The sequence below is a fragment of the Psychroflexus salinarum genome (assembly GCF_042677225.1).
GTDB classification, from domain to species: Bacteria; Bacteroidota; Bacteroidia; order Flavobacteriales; family Flavobacteriaceae; genus Psychroflexus; species Psychroflexus salinarum.
Window position 1 is genome coordinate 276,474 of the sequence record NZ_JBHTIV010000010.1, and the last position, 23,267, is coordinate 299,740.

Below are 23,267 nucleotides of genomic sequence, written 5' to 3' on the forward strand. Positions count from 1 at the left end.
TTCTATTTAGAAGTGTAAGCTTTTTTTTTTACTTAAGCTTCTACAGCATACATTTTTTCGCGTTGCTCTTTTATTTTGGGGTCAGACATGTACTCATCAAAGTTTGAGAATTTATCGATTACTCCACTTGGTGTAAGTTCAATCACTCTATTACCAACTGTTTGTGCAAATTGATGATCGTGAGTTGTTAATAAAATATTACCCTTGAAGTTGCTTAAAGAGTTGTTGAAAGCTGTTATAGTTTCCAAGTCCAGGTGATTGGTGGGCTCATCAAGAATTAAAACGTTTGCTCTGGTCATCATCATTCTACTTACCATGCATCTTACTTTTTCTCCGCCCGAAAGAACATCACATGTTTTTAAAGCTTCATCTCCACTGAAAAGCATTTTTCCCAAGAATCCGCGAATGTGTACTTCTTCTCGTTCTTCTTCAGTTTTTGCCCACTGTCTTAACCAATCTACAAGTGAAAGTTTGCTTTCAAAGTATTCACTATTATCGTTTGGTAAGTAAGATTGATTGGTAGTGACTCCCCATTTGTAGGTGCCAGTATCTGCTTCTGCTTTACCATTTATGATTTCGTAAAAAGCAGTAGTTGCTCTAGAGTCTTTTGAATAGATAACAACCTTATCTCCTTTGTTGAGGTTGATGTGAACGTTGGTGAAAATTTTCTCACCATCGATACTCGCCGATAAATTTTCCACATGAAGGATTTGGTCTCCAGCTTCTCTTTCCTTTTCAAATATGATGGCCGGATATCTTCTGTTGGAAGGTTTGATATTTTGAAAATCTAATTTATCCAGCATTTTCTTTCTGGAAGTAGCTTGTTTAGATTTAGCGACGTTAGCACTAAATCGCTCAATAAATTGCTGAAGTTCTTTTTTCTTTTCTTCAGATTTTTTGTTTTGTTGTGCTCTTTGTTTGGCTGCTAGTTGTGAAGATTCATACCAAAAGGTATAGTTGCCACTATAATGTGTGATTTTTCCAAAATCAATATCAGAAATATGTGTACAAACGGCATCGAGGAAGTGACGGTCGTGTGAAACGACGATGACTGTATTGTCAAAATTTGCCAAGAAATTTTCTAGCCAAGTAATGGTTTCATAATCTAAGTCGTTGGTAGGCTCATCCATGATAAGCACATCCGGGTTTCCGAAAATTGCTTTAGCTAAAAGGACTCTTACTCGTTGTTGACCATCAAGATCTTTTACTAGAGTGTAGTGATGCTCAGAACCTATTCCAAGATTAGAAAGTAGGGCAGCAGCATTGCTTTCTGCATTCCAGCCATCCATTTCTTCAAATTCTACTTGCAAAACTCCAACGCGTTCTCCGTCAGCATCACTAAAATCTTCTTTAGCGTAAATGTCATCCATCTCTTTTTTAATTTTAAAAAGAGGTTCATTACCCATTATCACTGTTTCCAATACATTGAAATTATCGTACATGGAATGATCTTGTTCAAGAACGGACATACGTTTTCCTGGCTCCAAGTGAACGTGGCCAGAAGTAGGATCCATTTTTCCTGAAATAATATTTAAAAAAGTTGACTTACCGGCACCGTTGGCACCAATAATGCCATAGCAATTACCAGAAGTGAAACTCGTATTGACTTCGTCAAAAAGGACTCGCTTACCAAATTGAACAGAAAGATTTGAAACTGAAAGCATAATAAAGCTGTATTTTTTGCAAAAGTACTCATTTTATCATAATTCGTAAAGAATTTATTATCCTGGTTTTTTAACGGTGGCTTAACATGCTTTAAATATTGGTAAAGTTAGATTTGTCGCATCACAATCAATTTATGAAGTATTTCTTTCTTTGTATTCTAATGATTTCTATAGGCTGTTCTTCAGAGCAGGATAAAGAATTGACTTTTATTGGTGGTCGGGTTGTTAATCCAAATTCTAATTATGTTACTTTAGAGCATAAAAATAAGGTCATCGATACCATTCCTTTAGATAATCAAAACAATTTTGGTTACAGATTTTCTTTAGATGAAGAATCCATTTATACCTTTAAGCATTACCCTGAATCTCAAAGTGTTTACTTAAAGCCTGGTGACAGTACGGTTTTAAGGGTGAATACATTAGAATTTGATGAGTCCTTGAGTTTTGGAGGTAGCTCTTCAAAAGAGAATAATTTTCTTGTCGATATGTTTCTTATGAATGAGCAGGGCAATGACTTGATCTTATCTTATTATAAAATAACTCCTGAAAGATTTATTGAGAAAACGGATTCTATAATGAGTCTTCGTTTTAAAAATTTTGATAAGTTAAAATCAAAGTCAGATTTCACTCCTTATTTTAAAAATATTGCTGAAAATACTATTAAATATGAGCATTATGACATGAGAGAGCGTTATGCTTTTTTGATGAAGAAGTATGTTCCAAGCAAGTTTGAGGAGTTTCCTGAACACTTTTTCGATTACAGGAGTAAAGTGAATTTTAATGATTCAGATCTAGTTTCAAATTTTAGTTACATGCGATTCTTAGACAATTACTTAAGAAATAAGTCTATCGAAATTTGTAAAACTGAAAACAGAGATTGCTTTGATTTGAATGATCATCAAAATATAAAACGCCGATTGAATCTTGTTCACCAATTATTTGATAATGACTATTTAAAATCAAATTTCTTTAATCGGTTTATAAGGAGAGAAATTGTTTTTTCTCAAACTGAAGAACAGCTAAAAGAAACTTTATCCATTATTAAAAAGTTTAATCTATCTGATTTAGACGAAGAAGAATTGTATCAACTCACTCAAATTCAAAACAAATATTTAGTTGGAAAAAACTTGAGTACTATGAGTTTGAGAACTCCTTCAATGGATACAATCCAGCTCCACCAAATTTCAAAGTCCGAGCCAACCGTCCTGTATACTTGGTCAGCCTTGTCTTTTAAAAACAAAAAAAATAACCTAAACAAGATTAAAGAATTCAGAGAAAAATATCCAGAGATAAATTTTATAAGTATCAACTTAGATTTTCAAAACATAGGCATATGGGTGAATGCGCTCAAGAGATTTAATTATACTTCACAAACGGAATTCCAGGTTATTTCCGACGCACCTACCAATACATATGGTTTTTTTAAAAATTACCTCAACAGAGTTTATGTTTTAGATAAACATTATAGGCTTACTGATAATTCTTTGAGTTTATTTGACCCAGAACTTGAAAGTCAAATTCTTAATATTTTAAATTAGGAATTGAATTCAAGTGACTGATTGCTAGATATCTTATTCAAATTCTTTTCATTAAATTATCATTTTGATAAAGCGGTTTTTTATATATAAAATAAACCTACCTTTGCACACTTAAAATTACGCCTTTTTATGAATATCAAGAACATTGCGATTATCGCTCACGTTGACCACGGCAAGACAACTTTGGTGGACAAAATCATGCACTACTGTAAATTGTTTCGTGACAACGAATCAACCGGAGACCTTATTTTAGATAATAATGATCTCGAACGTGAAAGAGGGATAACAATCGTATCCAAAAACGTGTCTGTAGTTTACAAAGACACAAAAATTAATATTATCGATACTCCTGGTCACGCCGATTTTGGTGGTGAAGTAGAGCGTGTGTTGAATATGGCCGATGGGGTTTTACTTCTTGTAGATGCCTTTGAAGGACCAATGCCTCAAACTCGTTTTGTATTGCAAAAAGCTCTAGACCTTGGTCTTAAGCCTTGTGTGGTTATAAATAAAGTTGATAAGCCAAATTGTACTCCAGAAGAAGTTCATGAGAAAGTTTTTGACTTGATGTTTGAGCTTGGTGCAGAAGAATGGCAGTTGGACTTTCCAGCGGTTTACGGTTCTGCATTGAATAACTGGATGAGTGAAAGCCCAGATGAAAAGACAGAAAATATTGAGCCTCTGCTTGATATGGTTGTAGAACATATTGATTCTCCTGAAGTAAAAGAAGGGAATACTCAAATGTTGATTACTTCTCTTGATTTCTCTTCATATACAGGTAGAATTGCTATCGGTCGTTTACATAGAGGAGTTTTAAAAGAAAATATGCCAGTTTCACTTGTGAAACGTGATGGCTCAATTACCAAGACAAGAATTAAAGAACTTCATACGTTTGAAGGTGTTGGAAGACGAAGAGTAGAAGAAATTGAAGCAGGTGATATTTGTGCAATAGTTGGTCTAGAAGGTTTTGAAATTGGTGACACAGTTGCTGATATTGAAAACCCTGAAGGATTGAAATCTATTGCTATAGATGAACCAACAATGAGTATGTTGTTCACGATCAATGACTCACCTTTCTTTGGAAAGGATGGGAAATTTGTGACTTCAAGACACATCAAGGATCGTTTAACAAAAGAACTTGAAAAGAACCTAGCATTAAGAGTAGAAGATACAGATTCTGCAGATAAATTCAACGTTTTTGGACGTGGAGTTATGCACTTGTCTGTTCTTATTGAAACCATGCGAAGAGAAGGTTACGAACTTCAAATTGGTCAGCCACAAGTTATCATCAAAGAAATTGATGGTGTAAAGTGTGAACCTGTTGAAGAATTGACTATTGATTTACCTGAGAATATTTCTGGTAAATCTGTAGAAATGGTGACTATGCGTAAAGGTGAAATGCTGAGCATGGAAGGTAAAGGAGATAGAATGACAATTCAGTTTTTAATTCCTTCTCGTGGAATCATCGGTCTAAGAAACCAATTGATGACGGCTACAGCTGGTGAAGCGATTATGGCTCACCGTTTTAAAGAATTTCAACCGCTTAAAGGTGATATTCCACAACGTCAAAATGGTTCTTTGGTGTCTATGGAAAAAGGGAAAGCTATTCCTTATTCTATCGATAAGCTTCAGGATAGAGGTAAGTTTTTCGTAGATCCGGGAGAAGAAATTTACGAAGGTCAGGTGATTGGTGAGAACTCAAGGTCTGATGATATGACAGTTAACATCACTAAAACCAAAAAACTATCTAACGTAAGATCTTCTGGTGCAGATGATAAAGCTAAGATTGTTCCAGCTAAGAAATTCTCTTTGGAAGAAGCTTTAGAATATATCCAGAAAGATGAATATGTGGAAGTTACCCCTCATTTCTTGAGAATACGTAAAATCTATTTGACAGAAACAGATCGTAAACGTTTCAAAATCATCTAGTAGCTATTTGATTTATATAAAGTAAAAAAGCCTGTTCAAATTATTTGAACAGGCTTTTTCATTTGTTGAAAGTTAATTTATAACATTCAGTTTTAGTTTAAAAATTCAAGTTGTGATGAAAACTAAATTGTAGTTGATTTTTAGTAAAGCTTTCAGTCTCCTGACGCATCCAGCCGAGTTGGACCTTTGAGCTGTTACTTATCACATATCCCAGCCCAAAGTAAGTTCGATTTCTGTCAAAAAGTTCAACTTCACTCAAACCATTGTTTCGTTCTCCATTAATGAACAATTCATTGTAGAAAGAAGCATATAAGGTTTTTGGTTCAAGTTCTTTGGAGTTTAAGCCTACATTTATAGATAAACTATAGCGTAAGCGGGTTCTAAAATCCTGATTTTCCACCCAGCGCTGTTCGTATCTAAATCTGTGGGTTAGATGAACTATTTGTAAAATCTTTTGACCGAAAAGGGCTTCCTGATATATTCTGCTTTCGTTAATCGTCGATGAGCTTTCTCCCGGAGTTCCCGTTGTAATATTGGCGTAGCCAAGAGTAAACAAGACAGAAGAATTGTCAGCTCTGTAAGTTATTCCAGATCTCAGCATCAGTTGTTCTAAATCCCCAAGTGTGTTCCAATTTCTATACTGAATGTCACCCTGAACTCCGAAGTTGGATTCTTCAAAATTGACATTGTAAAAGTACATATACCAACTCCCTAGTTTTGATTCTTCAACTTGGGAAAAGGCATTAAACGATAGAAACAGTCCAAGACTGAAAAATAAATATTTCATTAAAATGGGTTTAGTTTTGAATAAAAATGAATTGGCAAATTTAGACAAATAAAGAGGTTTATACTTCTAAAAGACCGTCAAACATCAACTTTATATCTTCTGGTAATAGGATGATATCATCTACAAACTGCACATCAGTTTTATAAAAATTTGCTTCAGAAATGATGTTCGCTTTTTGAGCTTTAAGACTCATTTGAAATGATCTAAGAGCGTGTTCTCCACGTGGTGCTTTCGGTGTAAAAGTAATGGGGAGTACTTTTTTACTAAACAGTTCTCCAGAATCTGTCAGCCACTCCAGCATATTTTTGAGAACTGCAGGCACATTGTGATTATATTCTGGAGTAGAAATAATAATTAAGTCTGCGTTTATAATTCTATCTCTTAATAAGTTGATTTGCTCAGGTACTCCTTCATTTAAGCGCTCTGGAGTGAATAATGGGAAGTTATAAAGTCCTTCATAAACTTCAGTAGTATGATGAGCTGACAGATGATTAGCGATTGCGTTTAGAAATTTGACATTGCTACTAGTTTTGGAAGCTGAACCTGAAATGCATAATATTTTCATTTTTTATTTTGAATATAAGCAATTTCAGACGTCTAGAGGCTATTAACCTATCCAAGTTTTGAAGTCTTTGACCCGCTCCCGACTTACGATAACAGGCTGATCTAAAGCTTTCAGATTGATTTTAATTCTACTAGATGAATAACTTACCATATCTTGTATAGCCTGATAATGAATGATATGACTTCTGTTTATTCTGAAGAAATCCTGGGTTGAAAGTTTGGGTTCAAGTTGATTTAAGGACTCATCTATCACATAATGCTTCCCTTCTAAAGTGACCAGGCAAGTTGCTTTGTCCGAACTTTCAAAACAGGCGACTTCTTCAGCTGAATAGGTTTTAAGTCGTTCGCCTATTTTTACTGAAAATCTGGTTTTATAAACTTTATCTTTCTGTGGCTGTAACAACATACGCTTAAGCAAATCTGCATCTATGGATTGTGATGATTTTCTTTTATCAAATTTCTTTAAAGCGAGTTGCAGCTCTTCGTTGTCGATAGGTTTTAAGAGGTAATCTATGCTATTCAGTTTAAAAGCTTTTAAGGCATATTCATCGTAAGCGGTAGTAAAAATCAAATCTGCTTCGATATCGACTTGTTCAAAAATCTCAAAGGACAATCCATCACTCAATTGAATATCTAAAAAAATCAAGTCAACTTCAGGTTCTTTCTGAAACCATTCTATCGCTTCTTCTACCGAGTATAATTTTTTGAAAACTGCATGATCAAGTGCAGTAAGTAATCTCTCAAGTCTTCTTGCTGCCGGTTTTTCATCTTCTACGATAACTATCTTGCTCATAAGTTTTGAGTTTGAATGAGAGGTAATTTTACAGTAAAGGTATCAGAATCTTTTTCAATTTCGATTGGACTTTCAGTATACACTTCAAATCGTTTTTTGATGTTTATTAATCCAATTCCATTTCTCTCAGAATCATTTACTTTGGGGTTAACATTGTTTTGGATAACTAAATGATCTTTAGTCTTAAAAATTTTGATGTGTAAGGGATGCTTTTCTGTCACTTTGTTGTGCTTTACAGCATTTTCAATCAATAGCTGAAGCGAAAGAGGGACAGTATAATCAGATTCATCTAAAACATCAATACTGAAGTTTAAGCTATCTTCAAATCGAGTAGATAACAGATTCAAATAAACTTTGGCAAAATTCAATTCAGAAGAAATGCTCACTAAGTCTTCTCGCCTTTGATCGAGAACATAGCGATAGACTTTGGATAGGCTTGTGGTAAATTCAGCAGCACGTTTTGGATCTTCTTCGATGAGTGAAGCTAAGACGCTAAGGCTATTGAACAAAAAGTGAGGGTCGAGTTGATCTTGAAGAGCTTTATGTTTTGCTTTGGTATGTTCTACGATTTCTTTCTGAGCTTTCAGTTCTGCCTCAACTCCAAATTTGTAAAAGTAGTAGGCATGAAAAGCCAGGCTAACAACAAGCGCAATTATTGCTGCAAAAATATAGTTGAATAGGCTTTCATTAGCTATGAAATTTTGAAAAGTGGTTCCAAAAAGTAAAACACCCTGGATGAGTCTGGCCATAAAAAATCCAAGAACAGATAAAATCATAGAACCAGGGATGCCAAGAATAATCATTATGAATGGAGCTTTACGCCAGGAATATTTTTTCTGAATAAGTGTGAAGAAAATCATATTCAATCCACCTATAAAGAGGGCAGAGGAGAAATTCATGATAAATCTTTTATAATCTATTAAATAATCTATAGAATTTGCGGACAAAAAATTGATAAAGTTTATCAGTACAGCTATTGCTAAAGATATACCTGCTAATTTATAGAATTGTTCAAGTTGTATTGTTTTCATGATTTTGATTTTGAGTCAAAAATAACCTGAGCGCTAATTTTTAAAACTATGAATTTGATGAGTTGACGAATTCACAAGACGAATTGAAGTTAAATCATTTTAAATCTTTCACATAAAAAAAGCCTCGAATTCTCGAGGCTTTCTATTGATCTTATTTTGACTTTATTAGAATTGGTAACGAAGAGCTAGAGCAATATCAAAATCCAAATCATTATTGTAGTTTCCAGAACCAATTTCAGGTCTGAAGTCTAAAGCAATAAGCAACGGAATATCAAAATTATATTCGATACCAATATTACCTGCACCAAACAGGAATACTTCGTTGTCATCATCAAAATCACCATTGGTATAACGGTCATCATAACTTACACTACCAAGACCACCACCAACTCCTGCAAACCAGTTAAATCCTCCTTCAATATTCCAAACCCACTGGTACAAACCAGTTAATTTGAAAGCATCAAAATTGTCATCGTTTCTCCAGCCTAAATCAATTTCAAGACGATTGTTGTCTCCTAAAGCATTTTGGTAAGAAATCTCAGCTCCATAACCATTATTCCCGCCAAATCTTAATCCAATAGCATGTTCAGCAATAGATTGTGCTTGAGATTGAAATCCGAAGGCAACCATAAAACATACTGCAATAAGTAACTTTTTCATAAAAAAATATTTATATTATTTGATAGTAAAATTAGGCTTAATGCTCAGCACTTTTACAAGTGTTAAGCCAATGTTAAGCCAATCTTTTTTATTTGCTTTACACCTATCACTCATTTATTCTTTTTAATTTATATCATCCCTAAATTTTGAGTATAAAAAAAGCGCACCAAGATGATGCGCTCGTCGTAATAAAACTTTTTCTAATTAGAATTCAAAAGCTACATAAGCTTGGAAAGTAGAATTTCTAGCTTCTATACCAGTAAATTGAGCAAAATCATTATCGATGATGTTTTGTAAACCGTAGTAATATCTTACACCCACTACAAGTGGTGCTAAATTAACATTTGTACCTACAGCTAGACCATAATCAAAATCTTTGAAATTGTCTGTACTGATCTCATCAGAAAATGAAGAGCCGTCTCTAGTTTCTCCAGAAATATTAGCATCTAAAAGATAGGACGCGTAAGCACCACCTTCCAGGTAAAATAAGTCTGCAATACTAAGAGAAGCCATGATTGGCAATTCCAAGTAACCAAGACCAAGCTCAGCCTCGCCGGCACTACCTTCAATTTTGGCTCCTTTGCCAGAATAGCCAAGTTCAGTTTGCAGATAAAGCACATCCTCTATCAATGAACTTCTGGAATATACACCGAAATGTAGTCCAGTTCTTAAATTTTCATCATCTACATTTTCAGTAAAAAAGTTAGAAAAGTTAAGTCCGCCTTTTACACCAAATGCACTTTCTTGCGCTTGTACAGTAAATGTCATCAGGCCCAACACCAGGGCACAGGTTAATTGTTTCAATCTTTTGTTCATGTTGAAATAGTTTTAATGTTATTAAAAATTTAAAAGGGAGTTGAAGTCAAAGACTTCGGTAATGAATTTATAACTGTGGTTGAGATTCACCTATAAATGTACCATTTTTATCAAACTTTAGGATATCCATATTACTATTGGAAATAAAATAACAATTGAAGAAAAACTGACCTCGAAAGTTGATTTTTTGGATCTTAGCGAAATTGTCCGGGAAATCTGCATAAAGTTGACCAAGGTCCGTGTATTTATAATCTGAATCCAATTCAGATAAATTTTCTATTTCTAAAGGCTCCAGTCCCTCGGCGGTATTTACAGATAATTGCGATGTTCCTGCACTTGTAAAATTTGCAACCTCATCTATCAAATCAAATGTCTCTTTCATAATCCAAATTTTACTTAATGACAGCAAAGTTAATTCCAACACTATCTTATTAGCATTCATTTAATTCTAATTTGTGACGAAAACCTTACTATTCTTAAATATAATACAACGCTTTTCTCTCTTCTGAATTCGCTTTCGTCAGCTTATTGGTCTTCAGACAGTAAGCTTAGCTGTTTTCAGTCAGTCAACTCGAAGTTTCAGTGTTCACTTGTTATCTAGAACTGGAGTCTTGTGAACATCCTGAACAAATCAATATGAGTTAATCTGAAAGCAGACTAAGTAATAAGAGCTTTACTCATACGTTTTTATCGCTTCGGTAGCTTCTATAATGTTATACTCATTCCAATAGCTGGCATCGTATTTTTCTACTTCATCTATAAGTATATAATCTTCAAAACTTAGAGAATTTAGAAGGTCTGCAGAGACACTTTGGTATTCAACTCCAACATATTCTACAATTTCCATCAAATTGAACTCCATCTCAAACTCAAATTTCAGTTTTTTACGCTCGCTTCTATTGGGATTGTTTTCTTTGAAAAGAAGACTGCGGTTGATGTAAGCATAATTCCCCTCAGTTTGTTTTATGTATTTTGGGTAGTAGGTCTTGTCTTTGTTTTTAGAAAAAATCATAAAACCACTGTCTGCAAAGGTGTTTGCTTTTATTCCCAATACAAATTTTAAATTCACACTCATGGCTTTTTTTCCTTCTTCCAACTCATATTTATAACTCACCATCCCAAAATCCTGAGTATGGATATACAGATCACCCACGTATTTTCCTTTTCTCCGGTCTGGTGAAAATTTGATGTGGTAACAAGGTTCACCATACACTTTGGTCACCCCTACCAATTCATATGTATAGTATTTTGGCGAGGTTAAAAAATCATTATTAAATTGGGTAGCTCGTCTTTTATAAGCATCGCTTCGCCATGAGTTTTTATGGCGTACTGTATCAGGAACTTTCTTTTGATCTTCTTCCATGTCATCAATCATTTCATTAAGCGATAAATCCTTATCCAGTGGGATAATCCCTGTTTTGACTTTAAAGGAGTTAGGAGATTTTAAGCTTTTCAAAAGCTCAAAAAAGACTTGTTCCTGAATATCATCTGTATTAAATGTTGTTTCTCTATTGATTAAATTAAGAGCTTTTTGATGTTGATTAATCAAGGTATCTTCAAAAGCATAAATATCAGTTAAGCGTTCCTGATAAGAAGTCGATGAGGTTTGAGTAATTTTTTTACCCAGATTCTCCATGTTTTCATTCATTTTTTTACGTTCAGACTTACTGAGGAAGGACGCTTTTTTTATATCAATCCCAAATGTTTCAGCTTTGTACTCGTTATTAGATCTTAGAAATACCTGAATTTTAGCATTGCTGAGCTGATGATTTTCTTTAGCACTAGCGTTGAATTTTTCTAAAACCTCTTCAGCAGTCAATTCTTTGTCAAATAACAAGACTTCGTCCAGTTCGTAAGTTGCAGGCTTCAGACTTATCACCTGGTTATCTTCAAAATCTTTCAAAGGGATTTCAACAGACTCAAACCCCATAGAAGAGAAAATGACAGGTGTGATGCTGTCGGTGGTTTTTCGTTGAAGAACAAAATACCCTTCGGCATTGGAAATGACTCCATAATTATCTCCGAGTTGTACAGTCACAAATGGAATTCCTTGTTTATTACTGGCTTCAACTACGCGACCACGAAGGCTTTGAGCTGAAAACTGAATGCTTAACAAGAGGAAGAAGGCTAGAGTAAAACAAGATTTCATAAGATTGATTTTTGATGAGACGCTGAAATAATGATTTTGTTACATAATTGAAATACTCGAGAGTTATCTCCTTAATTAGTTTGAAAGCACTATGCAGTATGATATTTAACTTTTGTGTAATTAAGATATTTGAGTTAATAATTAAATTTGAGCTTTAATTTGTTTTAAATTCATAATTATTTGAAATTCATATATTTAAAATATTAGGTTTCAAATAAACTAAATTTAGCTTTCAAAGTATTTTATTAAACTTACACTTCGTATATGAATTTTTATGCCTGTCCAAAATCGTTCATAAAGTACATTTTTATTTTAGTTTTCGCTTTATGTTCCTTTCCACAGCAATTGATTGCACAAACAAATCCCTCTGCTTCTCCTGCTCAAGAAGATCTTATTCCAGATTCATCATTTCCACTTACCATAAGCGGTAAAGTAATTGATAAATTATCCGGAGAGCCATTACTTGGTGTTTCTATTGTAGCTATAGGCACTGCAAACGGAACCACTACAAATTATGATGGTGAGTTTGAAATCTATCTCGAAGAACCTACTCCAGGATTAACCTTTTCCTATATAGGTTTTAAATCAGAGGAAGTTTTATTAAAGGATGATGAGTTTCTAGAAGTACAGTTAACAAGTGATATCAATGCTTTGGATGCAGTTGTCGTCACTGCTTTGAACATCAAAAAGTCCAAAGAACGCATAGGTTATGCTACACAAAAGGTAGATGGCAAAGACTTAGTTAAAACACAGGAACCTAATGTTATTTCCAACCTTACAGGTAAAGTTGCTGGTTTAACAGTTTTCAATTCAACAGATTTTTTCGCAAATCCCGGTTACAGCCTAAGAGGAGAGCGGCCTTTAATAGTTATCGATGGTGTGCCTAATACTTCCACAAACTTATGGGAACTCAATGGAAATGATATTGAATCTATAAATGTATTGAAAGGTGCTCCCGCATCTGCACTTTATGGTTCCATTGGTAGAAACGGCGCCATTATGATTACGACCAAAAGAGGAAGTACGGATGGCGGTTTACAAGTTGAAGTATCTTCCAATACCATGTTTCAAACCGATTTTTTAAGAGTTCCAGAAACTCAAAGTCAGTATGGTTCTGGACGTAACGGAGTTTACAGATATACAGATGGTACTGGCTCAGGTCAGGAAGGAAGCGGATTCTCCTGGGGGCCACGATTAGACAGACCAGACCCTTCAACACCAAGTGGTTTTGTAGAACTGGTTCAATACAATAGCCCAACCGACCCTGAGACTGGTGAGAAAATCCCATTGCCCTGGATTTCCAGAGGTGAAGATAACCTGGATAATTTTTTTAGAACAGGAGTCGTTAGCAATACGACGGTGGCCGTTACAGCTGGAAATGCAGAACGCAACATTAGAGTTTCTGTTGGGAGTCGCTACCAGCGTGGGATCGTACCTAACACCGAATTGAACAACTCTAACTTTAGTGTTTCTGGTCGATTCAAACATGATAAGTTGACGGTAGATGCCTCTTTAAATTATAACAAACAGCAATCTGATAACATTCCTGAAGTGGCTTTCAGTTCACAAAGTTTTATCTATAACCTTGCACTATGGATGGGAGCCAATGTAGATGTGAATGATTTAAAAGACTACTGGATTCCTGGTCAGGAGGGTTTTCAGCAAAGACACTACAGTACTAGCTTCTACAACAATCCACACTTTTTAGCTAACGAATTTAATAGAGGTTACAATAGAGATGTGACCTATGGTCAAGTGTTTCTAACATATGATTTGGCCAAAGATTTAACAGTCAATATGAGAAATGGATTCAACTATTTTTCACTAGACCGAACAACTAAACAGCCTATCAGTTTTGTAAGAGATTTTAATAGAACTGATGGTAATTTTTCTCAGTCTTACAATTCCAGCTTCGATTTCAATACTGATGTTCTTATGAACTTCAGTAAAGTCATTTCTGAAGATTTTAATATTCAGTCGACAGTTGGTGTTTCCAATCTATACAGAAGCAATTCAGCTTCCAGTGTGAGCACCAACGGTCTAAACGTTCCAAATTTTTATAATATCGCTAATTCGAGAAACGCACTACAAGGCAGTAATTTTGAATCGGAATCCAGAATTAGCTCAGCTTATGCGACTTTAGATTTAAGTTTTCTGAATTCAATTTATTTGAATTTTACAGGGAGAAATGACTGGGTAACGACTTTGCCTAAAGAAAACAATTCTTTCTTCTATCCATCGGTATCGCTAAGTTATGTTCCCAGTAAAATGTTTGATTTACCTGAAGTGATATCCAACCTGAGAGTAAGAGGAAGTTGGGCTGAGGTCTCCAATGGAGATTTTGGCGGGACGTACTCTCATATTGCTTCATACAATAGTGGCATCAATTGGCAGAACAATGCTTCGCTCTTTTTTCCAGGAAATTTAATTAGTCCAGATTTGAGTCCGCAGACCTCATCAGCTTTTGAAGGTGGATTGGTCGTTGGTTTTTTTGAAAATCGACTGAGTTTTGATACCAATTTTATTTACGTAAGAAATTTCAATAACCTTACCAATGTTCCGATTTCAGTTGCTTCCGGGTTTTCATCTCGATTGATTAATGCAAATGAATTTGAAAAGAAAGGGTTCGAATTGATTACTCGAGCCAGCCCAATTAAAAATAAAACTTTTGGTTGGGATGTGACCTTTAACTTAAGTCAATACAGAACCTACATCAGCGAAATTGATAATCAGGAAAATATCGGGCAATTACAAGAAGGAGACCGAGTGGATAAATTATTCACTACCGTATGGCAGGAAACTCCCGATGGCCAGCCAATTATTGGTAATAACGGTATTAACATCAGAGACCCATACAATAGACATATTGGCTACAGAGACCCCGACTGGGTGTATGGGTTCCTGAATAATTTTAAATACAAAGACTTTAATCTTTTCGTAGGTATCGACGGTAGAATAGGGGGGCTGGCCGAAAGTAAAACCCTGAGAAGTATGTGGTGGTCTGGTTCTCATCCGGGTACAATTAATGAATACAGAACAGCCTCTGCTAGTGGTGTAAGCAATTATGTAGCCGATGGGGTTGTGGTTGTTGGCGGAGACGTGCAATACGATACAGAAGGACATATAATCAATGACACGAGACAGTATGCTCCAAACGAACAGGTTGTGAATTATGAAGACTATATGACGACCTATCACTCAAGGTCCTATGGGAATCACTATTATGACATGTCATTTTTGAAATTGAGAGAAGTGAGTTTGAGTTATAATTTTCCTTCCAAAATGCTTGAGAATACATTTTTAGAAACTGCAACTATATCACTTATAGGAAGAAACTTAGCCTTATGGGCAGAAATTGATTACCTAGATCCGGATTCTGGTACCGACCAGAATATGCAAACCCCATCCACGAGAAATTTCGGGATTCACTTTAATGCTAAATTTTAATCAGAAAACTTAAATCAAATGCAGTTTAATAGATCACATATAACTTTAATTCTTGGTTTATTGCTTTTAGTGAGTTGCCAGGACTACGATGAATTTCAAAACGACCCTAACAGCACTACTCAGGCTAATCCAGGTTTGTTACTTACCAATATAGAAGTAAGTACACTTAACTCTATCGACCTGAATGCCGCAATGGCTTCAAGACATTTGGTCAATGTCAATTTGGTAGAAGATGCTCAATACTATGGTTGGGATCGTGCCAGCTTTGGCTTTTACAACACCTTAAGGCAAGTAAAGAAAATGGAAGAAGAAGCAGAGAACTTCAATAATCAAAACTTTACGGCTATTGCCAGGTTTTTTGAAGCATTCATCTACGAGCAAATCACAAGGCAATTTGGTGATATTCCTCAATCTGAGGCTATGCAGGCGGAGGCTGGAACTTTTCAGCCAGTTTATGATCCTCAGGAACAGGTTTACTTAAGGATTTTTGAATTGCTGGAGGAAGCAAATTCACTTTTGGAGGTTTCAGGTCCAGCCATCAACGGAGATGTTGTTTTTCAGGGAGATCTGCTTAAATGGAAAAAACTAATCAACAGTTTTCACTTAAGAGTACTGATGAGTTTATCTGTAAGGGAGAATGATCCGAATCTGAACTTGCCTTCCCGATTCAACAGCATTTACTCAAATACTTCGGTTTATCCTATTATGGAATCCACAGAAGATAATTCGTTTTACACCTATTCCGAAGAAACAGGAAACGTGTATCCGTTTTGGAGAAGTGCATCTATCACGACGTCTTACATTTTAGAAGAAACTTTTGTTGAAAGGCTCAAAAGTTTTAGTGATCCACGACTGTTTGAGATGGCTTCACCAGACAGTAATTCCAGTACTGATGATCCTTTGACGTTCGATAGTTACTCAGGACTCCGGGGAAGTGCACCCCTTAATGTCAATGTGGCCAGGCTTACCAGTGGAGAAGGCTCATCGCTTAACAGCCGTTACGTCGAGGATGCCGAAGCCGAAGTTAACCTTTCACTAGGCTTTGCAGAGCTCAACTTTATCCTGGCAGAAGCCGCTCATCGCAATTGGATTTCAGCCGATGCGGAAAGCTTTTACCAGGAAGGCATCAGAGCTTCTATGGCATATTATGAAATTGATGATAATTTAGTTGAAGATTATCTAGCTCAACCTATCATCGTTTACCAAGCTTCCAAAGGTTTGGAACAAATCCTTACGCAAAAGCATACAGCTATGTTTTTAAATTCAGGCTGGGAGCCGTTTTATGATAACCGTAGAACAGGTTTGCCAGAATTTAATGTTGACGGTGGTGCTATTATCAATGACGAAGGTGTTCCTAAACGGTGGATGTATCCTTTTTCTGAAATCAATCAAAATGTAGAAAACCTCCAGGATGCGATTCAGCGTCAATTCCCTCAGGGTGACAATGTGAATGCAGTAATGTGGTCTATTCAAAATTAAAAATTATGCGATTATTTAATATACAATCTGTTCTTTTCATACTTCTAAGTATGATTGTTCTAACGTCCTGTAGCGATGACGATTCGGTGGCTTTGGTAAGTTTTTCCTCACCAGATCTTGAAGTAGTGACAGATACACTTACACCAGTGACTGTCAATTTCGAAATCTCACCCGCTTCTCCGCAGGATTCCAACATCAGAATTATTGCTCCACAATCTGCTTATGGTAATTCTTTTATTACCGAACCACCACTTAGCGCAGGAGAAATCAATGTTCCAGTGAGTGCTGGAGCAACTTCAGCTAGCTTTGAACTGATTTTACTTGAGTCTGGAATTGGCTTTGAAGATTTTATTCAGGATTTTGAAATTATCGCTGTAGGTCCTGGACTTGCCACCAATGAATTTGACGGGAGATATTTTAGTTTCAATTTAGTAAACGAGCGAGTGCAGGAAGACGACTTGCCTTTTGTAGAGAATTTCGGGGTGTGCGGACCAAACGGAAGTTTTGAGCTGCCACCTGAGGAGTGGACAATCATAGACGTCGCACAGAATTCTTTTGGTACAGGTGGTTTCTTTTGCTATACAGGTCAGGGGGTGACTGGCGTAGGGACCAACCCGTTTACGCCAGAAGGAGAAGCCACTTCTGGAGATGATTATTCGGAGTCCTGGCTTATTTCTCCCAGCATCAGTTTGGGTGGAGCGGAAGATCCTGTGTTAAGTTTTAATTTCGACAGGCGTTTTGATGCACCCATCGATGAAAACACACTAGCCTACGGACTTCAAATTTCAACCGATTATGACGGGACCAATTTCGAAACGGCCAATTGGGAAGTCTTTCAGCCTGCTGTAGATGCGATGACGGCCAATGATCCAGGCTTTGATGGGATTTCCAATACTGGTGAGTTAAGCCTGGCTCAATATGAAGGTGAAGACATTAGCATAGCCTTTATTTACAGAGCTGTTGATGCTTATTTTCAAGCAACGTCGATCAGAATTTCAGATGTTTTGGTGGAGTAGTTTTTGGTGATTCTGAAGCGGAGAGACATAAGTTGAAGAGTTTTGGACATGGAGCTTTAGTTTTGTGACATAGGTTGTAAAGGTAGGCGCAACCATGAGTTCAATTTTGGTCATTAAACGATCTGAAGTTTAAATTCATTTAAAGCTTTCTAAGAAGACTTGTAATTTAATAGCTGAGGCGTCATATTAATAGTGCTCAATATAAATGCACAACTTCTGAAACTAGAATTAGATTTTTTTGCTTGGGATAACAAAACTTTGGCAGTAAAGCCTTTGTCATTTCTTATTTTTGACAAAAAAAAGATGTTTTTACTCTTTGCCTATTTATTTTTGGCTCTTTTTGTGTCCTTTTTGTGTTCTATAATGGAATCGGTTTTACTTTCTACAAATCAATCTTTTCTGATAGTAAAAAAAGAAAATGGGCACCTCTGGGCCAATTCGTTTTTAAAATATAAAAGCGAGATAGATAAACCTTTATCTGCCATCCTATCTTTAAATACCGTTGCTCATACCATTGGAGCTGCAGGTGTAGGCGCACAGGCAGTAAAAGTATTCGGTGAAACTTACTTTGGAGTGGTTTCAGCTATTCTTACTCTTCTTATTTTGGTAGTTACAGAAATAATACCTAAAACTCTAGGAGCCAGGTATTGGAAAAGATTAACTAAGGTTTCATATCACATTCTTAAGGTGATGATTTTTTTAACATACCCCTTAGTGATCTTATCTTCAGTAATTACCAATATGTTGTCCAGTAATAAGGATGAAAATTCGACAAGTAGAGAAGAGATTGCAGCTTTGGCAAGTATTGGAAATAAAGAAGGCTTGTTCACTGAAAAGGAAAACAAAATGATTCAAAACATTTTGAGACTCAAAAACATAATGGTTAAACAAATTATGACTCCCAGAGTCGTAGTGATAGCAGAAGATGAACTTACTACTTTAAAAGAGTTTTTAAACAAACAGAAATACAACAAGTTTTCGAGATTACCTATATATTCTATAAGTGAAGATAATATTACAGGCTACGTATTTCGTCAGGAACTTCTGGAAAAGCTTGCAGAAGGTGAACATCAATTACAACTTAAAGACCTTAGACGCGATATTACAACTGTTTCGGGCTCAATGCCACTTTTTACCTTATGGGAGAAACTTTTAGAAAACCGAGAACACATTGCCCTTATTGTTGATGAATACGGAGGGATGGATGGAATTGTTACTATGGAAGATATTATAGAATCAATTTTAGGTCTAGAAATAGTCGACGAGAAAGATAAAGTTACCAATATGCAAAAATACGCAAAGGAGCTTTGGAGGAAAAAAAGAGAAAAACTGGATGCATTAGGGTTTAAGGTAAATAACAAAGACCAAAATAAAAGTAAATAAGGTTGAATTTTGTTCAGGGACTTTTAGCTTTAACTTGTCTTCATGCCTGGTATATAAATTTGACTACACTGATTTAAATTAATTTCTCAACCAGAATATATCAACTTGGATAAGTAAAGCTATTGAAATGGTTGGCTTCCATGCATTTCGACCAGGCTCACTATGTTGTAACCTTGCTTTTATTAAATTAGCTGACTTTGCCAGTACCGCAGGTAGTTAAAGTTATAGAAGCACAAAACACTATAAATAAACTTAAATTCAAGTTGTTTCCATTCATTTCCTTATTTTGCTTTATATTTTTTCTAAACTAATAAGCTTCAATCACTTAAATCAGTCATATGGAATTTCCAAATTTAACAGTAGAAGGCAAAATAAAACTAAGTGATTTTCCAACTGAACTCGATCACAAATTCAGCAATAAGTCTCTAAAAAAGCAACTAAGAAAGGAGAGGAGAGAACTCGGGGAGATGCAAAATACACTTTATGCACACGGGAAATACTCAGTGCTAATTTGTATTCAGGGAATGGATACTTCGGGAAAGGACAGCCTGATACGGGAAGTGTTCAAAGACTTCAATGTACGAGGAGTGATTTCTTATAGCTTTAAAAAGCCTTCAGAAAGAGAGTTGCAGCATGATTTTCTATGGAGGCATTACAGAGCTTTACCAGCCAGAGGCAAGTATGCTGTGTTTAATCGATCGCATTACGAAAACGTTCTTATTTCCAGAGTCAAACCAGAAATAGTTCTGAATGAAAAGATTCCACATATCAATTCATTAGAAGACATCACACCTGCCTTTTGGGAACAAAGGCTGGAACAAATCAATAATTTCGAAAAGACTATTCATCAAAACGGTTGTATTGTTTTTAAGTTTTTCCTTCATATTTCCAAAGGCGAACAAAAAAACAGACTCTTGAGGAGGCTAAATAAACCAAGTAAAAACTGGAAGTTTTCACCAGAGGATTTGAAAGATCGTGAGCTTTGGGATGAGTACACACACTATTACGAAGAAGCGATTTCTGCCACTTCCAAAGAACATGCACCCTGGTATATTGTTCCAGCAGATTCAAAACATCATGCGCGATTACTAGTTACTAAAGCTATAAAAGAACGTATGGAAACCTATACCGATATTCAAAATCCAAGTCTTCCAGATGAACTTCAGGATCAAATTTCTTATTATAAAAAGCAGTTGAAGGATTCCTGAATCTACTAATTTGAAGGTGAGATGTTTAGGGATTCACCTTGCTTTTCCTTGCATTTCATCGTTATCCTAAATACATTTGAAATTCATTAAAGGGGTGCCTCATATAAACAGGCTGAGAACATACTCTTAAAACTGATCTTGGTAATGCAAGCGTAGTAATAATGGATATAAAAATATATTTATGGAAAAACTAACACTGGCTCTGGACTGGACGCCCAACACTATTCATACTGGCTTTTTTGTAGCTCTAGAAAAAGGATTTTATTCAGACGAAGGACTTGAAGTGGACTTGCGGTCTCCGCAAATTGATAATTACAAATCCACTCCAGCGGGATTACTGGCCAATAAAGAGGTTGATTTTGCTATTGCGCCTTCGGAGTCTGTCATCAGCTATCACACCTTACCCAATAAACCTAATTTAACCGCCATAGCAGCTATTCTTCAGGAAGATACTAGTGCCATTGTGACTCTCAAAAGCTCAGGCATCAATCAGATGAAAGATCTGGATGGGAAGAGGTATGCCTCTTATGATGCTCGTTTTGAAGATACGATCATCTCAGAGGCGATCAAAAAAGATGGAGGAGAAGGCAAACACATCAAAATTACTCCAGAGAAACTGGGTATTTGGGACACCTTACTTAAAGGAGAAGCCGATGCAACCTGGGTATTTATGCCCTGGGAAGGCATAGAAGCTCAGAGAAAAGGAGTAGAACTCAATACATTTCACTTGGAGGATTACGATATTCCCTATGGCTATTCACCAGTTTTACTCAGTCATCCAGACCATTTCGAAAATAAACCAAAAGCCATGACTGGTTTTTTAGCCGCTACTGCCAAAGCTTACAGGTGGGCTGCCGAAAACCCTGAAGAAGCTTCACGGCTGCTTTTGCCTCACGTCCAGGATAAAGATTTAGAATTTTTAAAGGAGAGTCAGCGTTACATCGGTAAATATTACCTGACTGCCGACAAGAAATGGGGACAGATGAAAGGTGAGCGATGGACTTCTTTTATCAGCTGGCTGGCCGCAAATGATCTGATTACAGAAGATGAAACCAAACGCTTAAAAAAACAGACTATTTTCACCAATCAGTATCTTGCTGAATAAGTTTCAGCCGGTGATTAAGTCTGCCTGCATAACTTTGACTGGAAGGTGGTTTATGAATCGTCTGCCTGATAAATCCTTTTGGGATGTATTTACGTTATTGGCTTAAGATGAATTGAAATGTCTTCTAATTTTATTCTAAAAGCATGAATAAGACTAACTAAATTCAGATTGATTTTTTTAACCTGTCACTAATCAAGTCTTAAACGATTAAGGTTTTAATACATTAGCTATACTTAAGCTATACTTAAGCTATACTTAAAGCATATCTGACATGTTCTTGAGATTTACAGAAGATAAGATTAAAAAGCCAAGGATTGCTTGTCGATAAATTCAAGAATGGATAAAAATCTGGACTGCAGAAGTATGATTTTAAAATCTGAGTAAATCTCGAGATAAAACCACTTTTTTTAGATAGTTCAACTGATTGACATCAAAGTGACTTGTTGTCTGATAAATCTTTCTGCCTTATTCATTTCTTTTCAGTCCTGCTGTTTCATAAAAACAAGTTCAGTAATAAACATAAATTTATTCTGACTTTTTAAGCTTAGCAAGCTGTTTTTTGATGTTTACTTCTGTGATGAGTAAGCCATTTACAATAACGATAAGTCCCAGGATATCCGATATGAATACCTGGTCTCCAAACATGAGCCAGGCCATAAACATAGTGACTGGCGGTCCGAGATAAAATAAACTCGCCACTTTGGTAGCGCTCATCCGTTCAATAAGTTTCCACATGAACGCGTACGCCAGAAGTGAAACGGCGAGTATCAGCCAGACTTCAGTTAAAATAAATTCAGTTGTCCATTGCGTAGCTAAACTTTCGATAACTACTGCCGGAAAGAATAAAACTACCATCGTACCCAGACTTTGATAGAACAGTGATAAAAGAGAGGGTAATCTTTTAATACTTTTATTCAATTCCATGTGACGCTGATACAAGCTGGCTATGGTTATGGCGATGACAGATCCCAGGGGAATGAAATAACTCCAGGCAGGCGTAGAACTTTCTAAATCGACCCTAAAGGCAACGCTAAGCCCAACTCCCAGAAATCCTATGACTAAACCAATCCATTGTTGAGTTGAGGTGTGTTCTCCGGTGACCCAGCCAGATAGCGCACCTGTAGCCAAAGGCTGTAATGAAATTATGAGGGCTACGATTCCGGCGGGCACACCTTCTGCTATGGCCACAAGTGAACAGGTAAGCCATACGCCATGAGCCAAAACTCCAACCAACAAATGAGGTCTGGCTTGTTCCCAGGTTACCCACTTAAAGTGCCCTCTTAAGTTCAAATACACAAGAAGTAAGAGCGTTAATCCCAAATACCTCCAAAACAGCTGGGTATAAATATTCGCATACGGCAGCCCAAATTCAGCACCTACAAATCCTGAGTTCCAAAAAATCACGAACCCTACAATTAGCAAGAGTGTTTTTTTATTCATTATGCTCATATTCAATACATTGTAATTTAAAAAAGAATTTGCGCAACAGGATAAATTCAGCCAAAAATTTATTTTCAGGCCTGTTTTCTTCGGAAGTTAATACAGGTTAGTTATTTGCTTTTAGACAAACTTCTCGATACATCCGCCTGAGGCGGACACTCCTTTAGATTCGTTTTTTATAAAATGATTAAATTAAAAACGGAAAAGATACACTACCAAAGCACTCTAAGTTCGCAACTTATACTTCGATTTAGATCTTTT

General features: G+C 36.0%; 18 protein-coding genes and 1 riboswitch. Of the genes, 8 read left to right on the forward strand and 10 right to left on the reverse strand.

Features of this window, described 5'->3' with window-relative positions; genetic code table 11:
* Window positions 1-32: 32 nt before the first annotated feature.
* Window positions 33-1,664 carry an ABC-F family ATP-binding cassette domain-containing protein gene (locus ACFQ0R_RS10595; RefSeq protein WP_379658348.1) on the reverse strand — a complete coding sequence of 544 codons (1,632 nt, stop codon included), beginning with the start codon at window positions 1,662-1,664 and terminating at the stop codon, window positions 33-35.
* 134 nt (window positions 1,665-1,798) lie between these two features.
* On the opposite strand from ACFQ0R_RS10595, the gene ACFQ0R_RS10600 reads away from it, so the two are divergent.
* Together ACFQ0R_RS10600 and typA are read left to right on the forward strand one after the other, a co-directional pair.
* Entirely contained in the window at window positions 1,799-3,202 is a 1,404-nt protein-coding gene (locus ACFQ0R_RS10600; protein ID WP_379658349.1) for a hypothetical protein, read from the forward strand.
* Window positions 3,203-3,331: 129 nt separating this feature from the next.
* Complete coding sequence (gene typA / locus ACFQ0R_RS10605) at window positions 3,332-5,128, forward strand: translational GTPase TypA (RefSeq protein ID WP_379658350.1); 1,797 nt, start codon at window positions 3,332-3,334, stop codon at window positions 5,126-5,128.
* A 97-nt stretch (window positions 5,129-5,225) separates the two neighbouring features.
* Here the strand turns inward: typA and ACFQ0R_RS10610 are convergent, their stop codons facing one another.
* The 8 genes from ACFQ0R_RS10610 to ACFQ0R_RS10645 form a co-directional block, all read right to left on the reverse strand.
* On the reverse strand, window positions 5,226-5,915 hold the full coding sequence (locus ACFQ0R_RS10610; RefSeq protein WP_379658351.1) for a DUF2490 domain-containing protein: 690 nt from the start codon (window positions 5,913-5,915) through the stop codon (window positions 5,226-5,228).
* A gap of 58 nt (window positions 5,916-5,973) precedes the next feature.
* Window positions 5,974-6,480 (reverse strand): NADPH-dependent FMN reductase, encoded by a 507-nt coding sequence (locus ACFQ0R_RS10615; RefSeq protein WP_379658352.1) that lies wholly within the window; start codon window positions 6,478-6,480, stop codon window positions 5,974-5,976.
* A 42-nt stretch (window positions 6,481-6,522) separates the two neighbouring features.
* Window positions 6,523-7,272 (reverse strand): LytR/AlgR family response regulator transcription factor, encoded by a 750-nt coding sequence (locus tag ACFQ0R_RS10620; RefSeq protein ID WP_379658353.1) that lies wholly within the window; start codon window positions 7,270-7,272, stop codon window positions 6,523-6,525.
* Window positions 7,269-8,303: a sensor histidine kinase gene (locus tag ACFQ0R_RS10625; RefSeq protein ID WP_379658354.1), complete on the reverse strand. Its 1,035-nt coding sequence runs from the start codon at window positions 8,301-8,303 to the stop codon at window positions 7,269-7,271. Before ACFQ0R_RS10625 ends, ACFQ0R_RS10620 begins: the two co-directional genes overlap by 4 nt.
* Window positions 8,304-8,468: 165 nt before the next feature.
* The gene (locus tag ACFQ0R_RS10630) at window positions 8,469-8,963 is read right to left on the reverse strand and encodes a hypothetical protein (RefSeq protein WP_379658355.1); all 495 of its coding nucleotides are present in this window, start codon (window positions 8,961-8,963) and stop codon (window positions 8,469-8,471) included.
* A 204-nt stretch (window positions 8,964-9,167) separates the two neighbouring features.
* A complete protein-coding gene (locus tag ACFQ0R_RS10635) occupies window positions 9,168-9,779 on the reverse strand; it encodes a porin family protein (protein ID WP_379658356.1) in 612 nt (203 codons plus the stop codon).
* 67 nt (window positions 9,780-9,846) lie between these two features.
* Window positions 9,847-10,161, reverse strand: coding sequence for a hypothetical protein (locus tag ACFQ0R_RS10640; RefSeq protein ID WP_379658357.1), 315 nt, complete (start codon window positions 10,159-10,161; stop codon window positions 9,847-9,849).
* A 291-nt stretch (window positions 10,162-10,452) separates the two neighbouring features.
* Window positions 10,453-11,928: a carboxypeptidase-like regulatory domain-containing protein gene (locus ACFQ0R_RS10645; RefSeq protein ID WP_379658358.1), complete on the reverse strand. Its 1,476-nt coding sequence runs from the start codon at window positions 11,926-11,928 to the stop codon at window positions 10,453-10,455.
* Window positions 11,929-12,192: 264 nt separating this feature from the next.
* Here ACFQ0R_RS10645 and ACFQ0R_RS10650 point away from each other — a divergent pair, with 264 nt between their 5' ends.
* The 6 genes from ACFQ0R_RS10650 (at window position 12,193) to ACFQ0R_RS10675 (ending at window position 21,566) form a co-directional block, all read left to right on the forward strand.
* The gene (locus ACFQ0R_RS10650) at window positions 12,193-15,375 is read left to right on the forward strand and encodes a SusC/RagA family TonB-linked outer membrane protein (RefSeq protein ID WP_379658359.1); all 3,183 of its coding nucleotides are present in this window, start codon (window positions 12,193-12,195) and stop codon (window positions 15,373-15,375) included.
* A gap of 18 nt (window positions 15,376-15,393) precedes the next feature.
* On the forward strand, window positions 15,394-16,854 hold the full coding sequence (locus tag ACFQ0R_RS10655) for a SusD/RagB family nutrient-binding outer membrane lipoprotein (protein ID WP_379658360.1): 1,461 nt from the start codon (window positions 15,394-15,396) through the stop codon (window positions 16,852-16,854).
* A gap of 5 nt (window positions 16,855-16,859) precedes the next feature.
* Window positions 16,860-17,870, forward strand: coding sequence for a choice-of-anchor J domain-containing protein (locus ACFQ0R_RS10660; protein ID WP_379658361.1), 1,011 nt, complete (start codon window positions 16,860-16,862; stop codon window positions 17,868-17,870).
* A 303-nt stretch (window positions 17,871-18,173) separates the two neighbouring features.
* Entirely contained in the window at window positions 18,174-19,253 is a 1,080-nt protein-coding gene (locus tag ACFQ0R_RS10665; protein ID WP_379658362.1) for a CNNM domain-containing protein, read from the forward strand.
* A 338-nt stretch (window positions 19,254-19,591) separates the two neighbouring features.
* On the forward strand, window positions 19,592-20,461 hold the full coding sequence (locus ACFQ0R_RS10670; protein WP_379658363.1) for a PPK2 family polyphosphate kinase: 870 nt from the start codon (window positions 19,592-19,594) through the stop codon (window positions 20,459-20,461).
* Between the two features lie 79 nt (window positions 20,462-20,540).
* Window positions 20,541-20,637, forward strand: a riboswitch (TPP riboswitch).
* A gap of 5 nt (window positions 20,638-20,642) precedes the next feature.
* On the forward strand, window positions 20,643-21,566 hold the full coding sequence (locus ACFQ0R_RS10675) for an ABC transporter substrate-binding protein (protein ID WP_379658364.1): 924 nt from the start codon (window positions 20,643-20,645) through the stop codon (window positions 21,564-21,566).
* Window positions 21,567-22,091: 525 nt separating this feature from the next.
* Here ACFQ0R_RS10675 and ACFQ0R_RS10680 read toward each other — a convergent pair.
* A complete protein-coding gene (locus tag ACFQ0R_RS10680; RefSeq protein WP_379658365.1) occupies window positions 22,092-23,006 on the reverse strand; it encodes a DMT family transporter in 915 nt (304 codons plus the stop codon).
* Window positions 23,007-23,267 lie beyond the last annotated feature (261 nt).

Excerpts from the sequence above, each read along its gene's own strand:
- ACFQ0R_RS10595 (WP_379658348.1), bottom strand. The coding sequence starts at position 1,664 with ATGCTTTCAGTTTCAAATCTTTCTGTTCAATTTGGTAAGCGAGTCCTT.
- ACFQ0R_RS10600 (WP_379658349.1), top strand. The coding sequence starts at position 1,799 with ATGAAGTATTTCTTTCTTTGTATTCTAATGATTTCTATAGGCTGTTCT.
- typA (WP_379658350.1), top strand. The coding sequence starts at position 3,332 with ATGAATATCAAGAACATTGCGATTATCGCTCACGTTGACCACGGCAAG.
- ACFQ0R_RS10610 (WP_379658351.1), bottom strand. The coding sequence starts at position 5,915 with ATGAAATATTTATTTTTCAGTCTTGGACTGTTTCTATCGTTTAATGCC.
- ACFQ0R_RS10615 (WP_379658352.1), bottom strand. The coding sequence starts at position 6,480 with ATGAAAATATTATGCATTTCAGGTTCAGCTTCCAAAACTAGTAGCAAT.
- ACFQ0R_RS10620 (WP_379658353.1), bottom strand. The coding sequence starts at position 7,272 with ATGAGCAAGATAGTTATCGTAGAAGATGAAAAACCGGCAGCAAGAAGA.
- ACFQ0R_RS10625 (WP_379658354.1), bottom strand. The coding sequence starts at position 8,303 with ATGAAAACAATACAACTTGAACAATTCTATAAATTAGCAGGTATATCT.
- ACFQ0R_RS10630 (WP_379658355.1), bottom strand. The coding sequence starts at position 8,963 with ATGAAAAAGTTACTTATTGCAGTATGTTTTATGGTTGCCTTCGGATTT.
- ACFQ0R_RS10635 (WP_379658356.1), bottom strand. The coding sequence starts at position 9,779 with ATGAACAAAAGATTGAAACAATTAACCTGTGCCCTGGTGTTGGGCCTG.
- ACFQ0R_RS10640 (WP_379658357.1), bottom strand. The coding sequence starts at position 10,161 with ATGAAAGAGACATTTGATTTGATAGATGAGGTTGCAAATTTTACAAGT.
- ACFQ0R_RS10645 (WP_379658358.1), bottom strand. The coding sequence starts at position 11,928 with ATGAAATCTTGTTTTACTCTAGCCTTCTTCCTCTTGTTAAGCATTCAG.
- ACFQ0R_RS10650 (WP_379658359.1), top strand. The coding sequence starts at position 12,193 with ATGAATTTTTATGCCTGTCCAAAATCGTTCATAAAGTACATTTTTATT.
- ACFQ0R_RS10655 (WP_379658360.1), top strand. The coding sequence starts at position 15,394 with ATGCAGTTTAATAGATCACATATAACTTTAATTCTTGGTTTATTGCTT.
- ACFQ0R_RS10660 (WP_379658361.1), top strand. The coding sequence starts at position 16,860 with ATGCGATTATTTAATATACAATCTGTTCTTTTCATACTTCTAAGTATG.
- ACFQ0R_RS10665 (WP_379658362.1), top strand. The coding sequence starts at position 18,174 with ATGTTTTTACTCTTTGCCTATTTATTTTTGGCTCTTTTTGTGTCCTTT.
- ACFQ0R_RS10670 (WP_379658363.1), top strand. The coding sequence starts at position 19,592 with ATGGAATTTCCAAATTTAACAGTAGAAGGCAAAATAAAACTAAGTGAT.
- ACFQ0R_RS10675 (WP_379658364.1), top strand. The coding sequence starts at position 20,643 with ATGGAAAAACTAACACTGGCTCTGGACTGGACGCCCAACACTATTCAT.
- ACFQ0R_RS10680 (WP_379658365.1), bottom strand. The coding sequence starts at position 23,006 with ATGAATAAAAAAACACTCTTGCTAATTGTAGGGTTCGTGATTTTTTGG.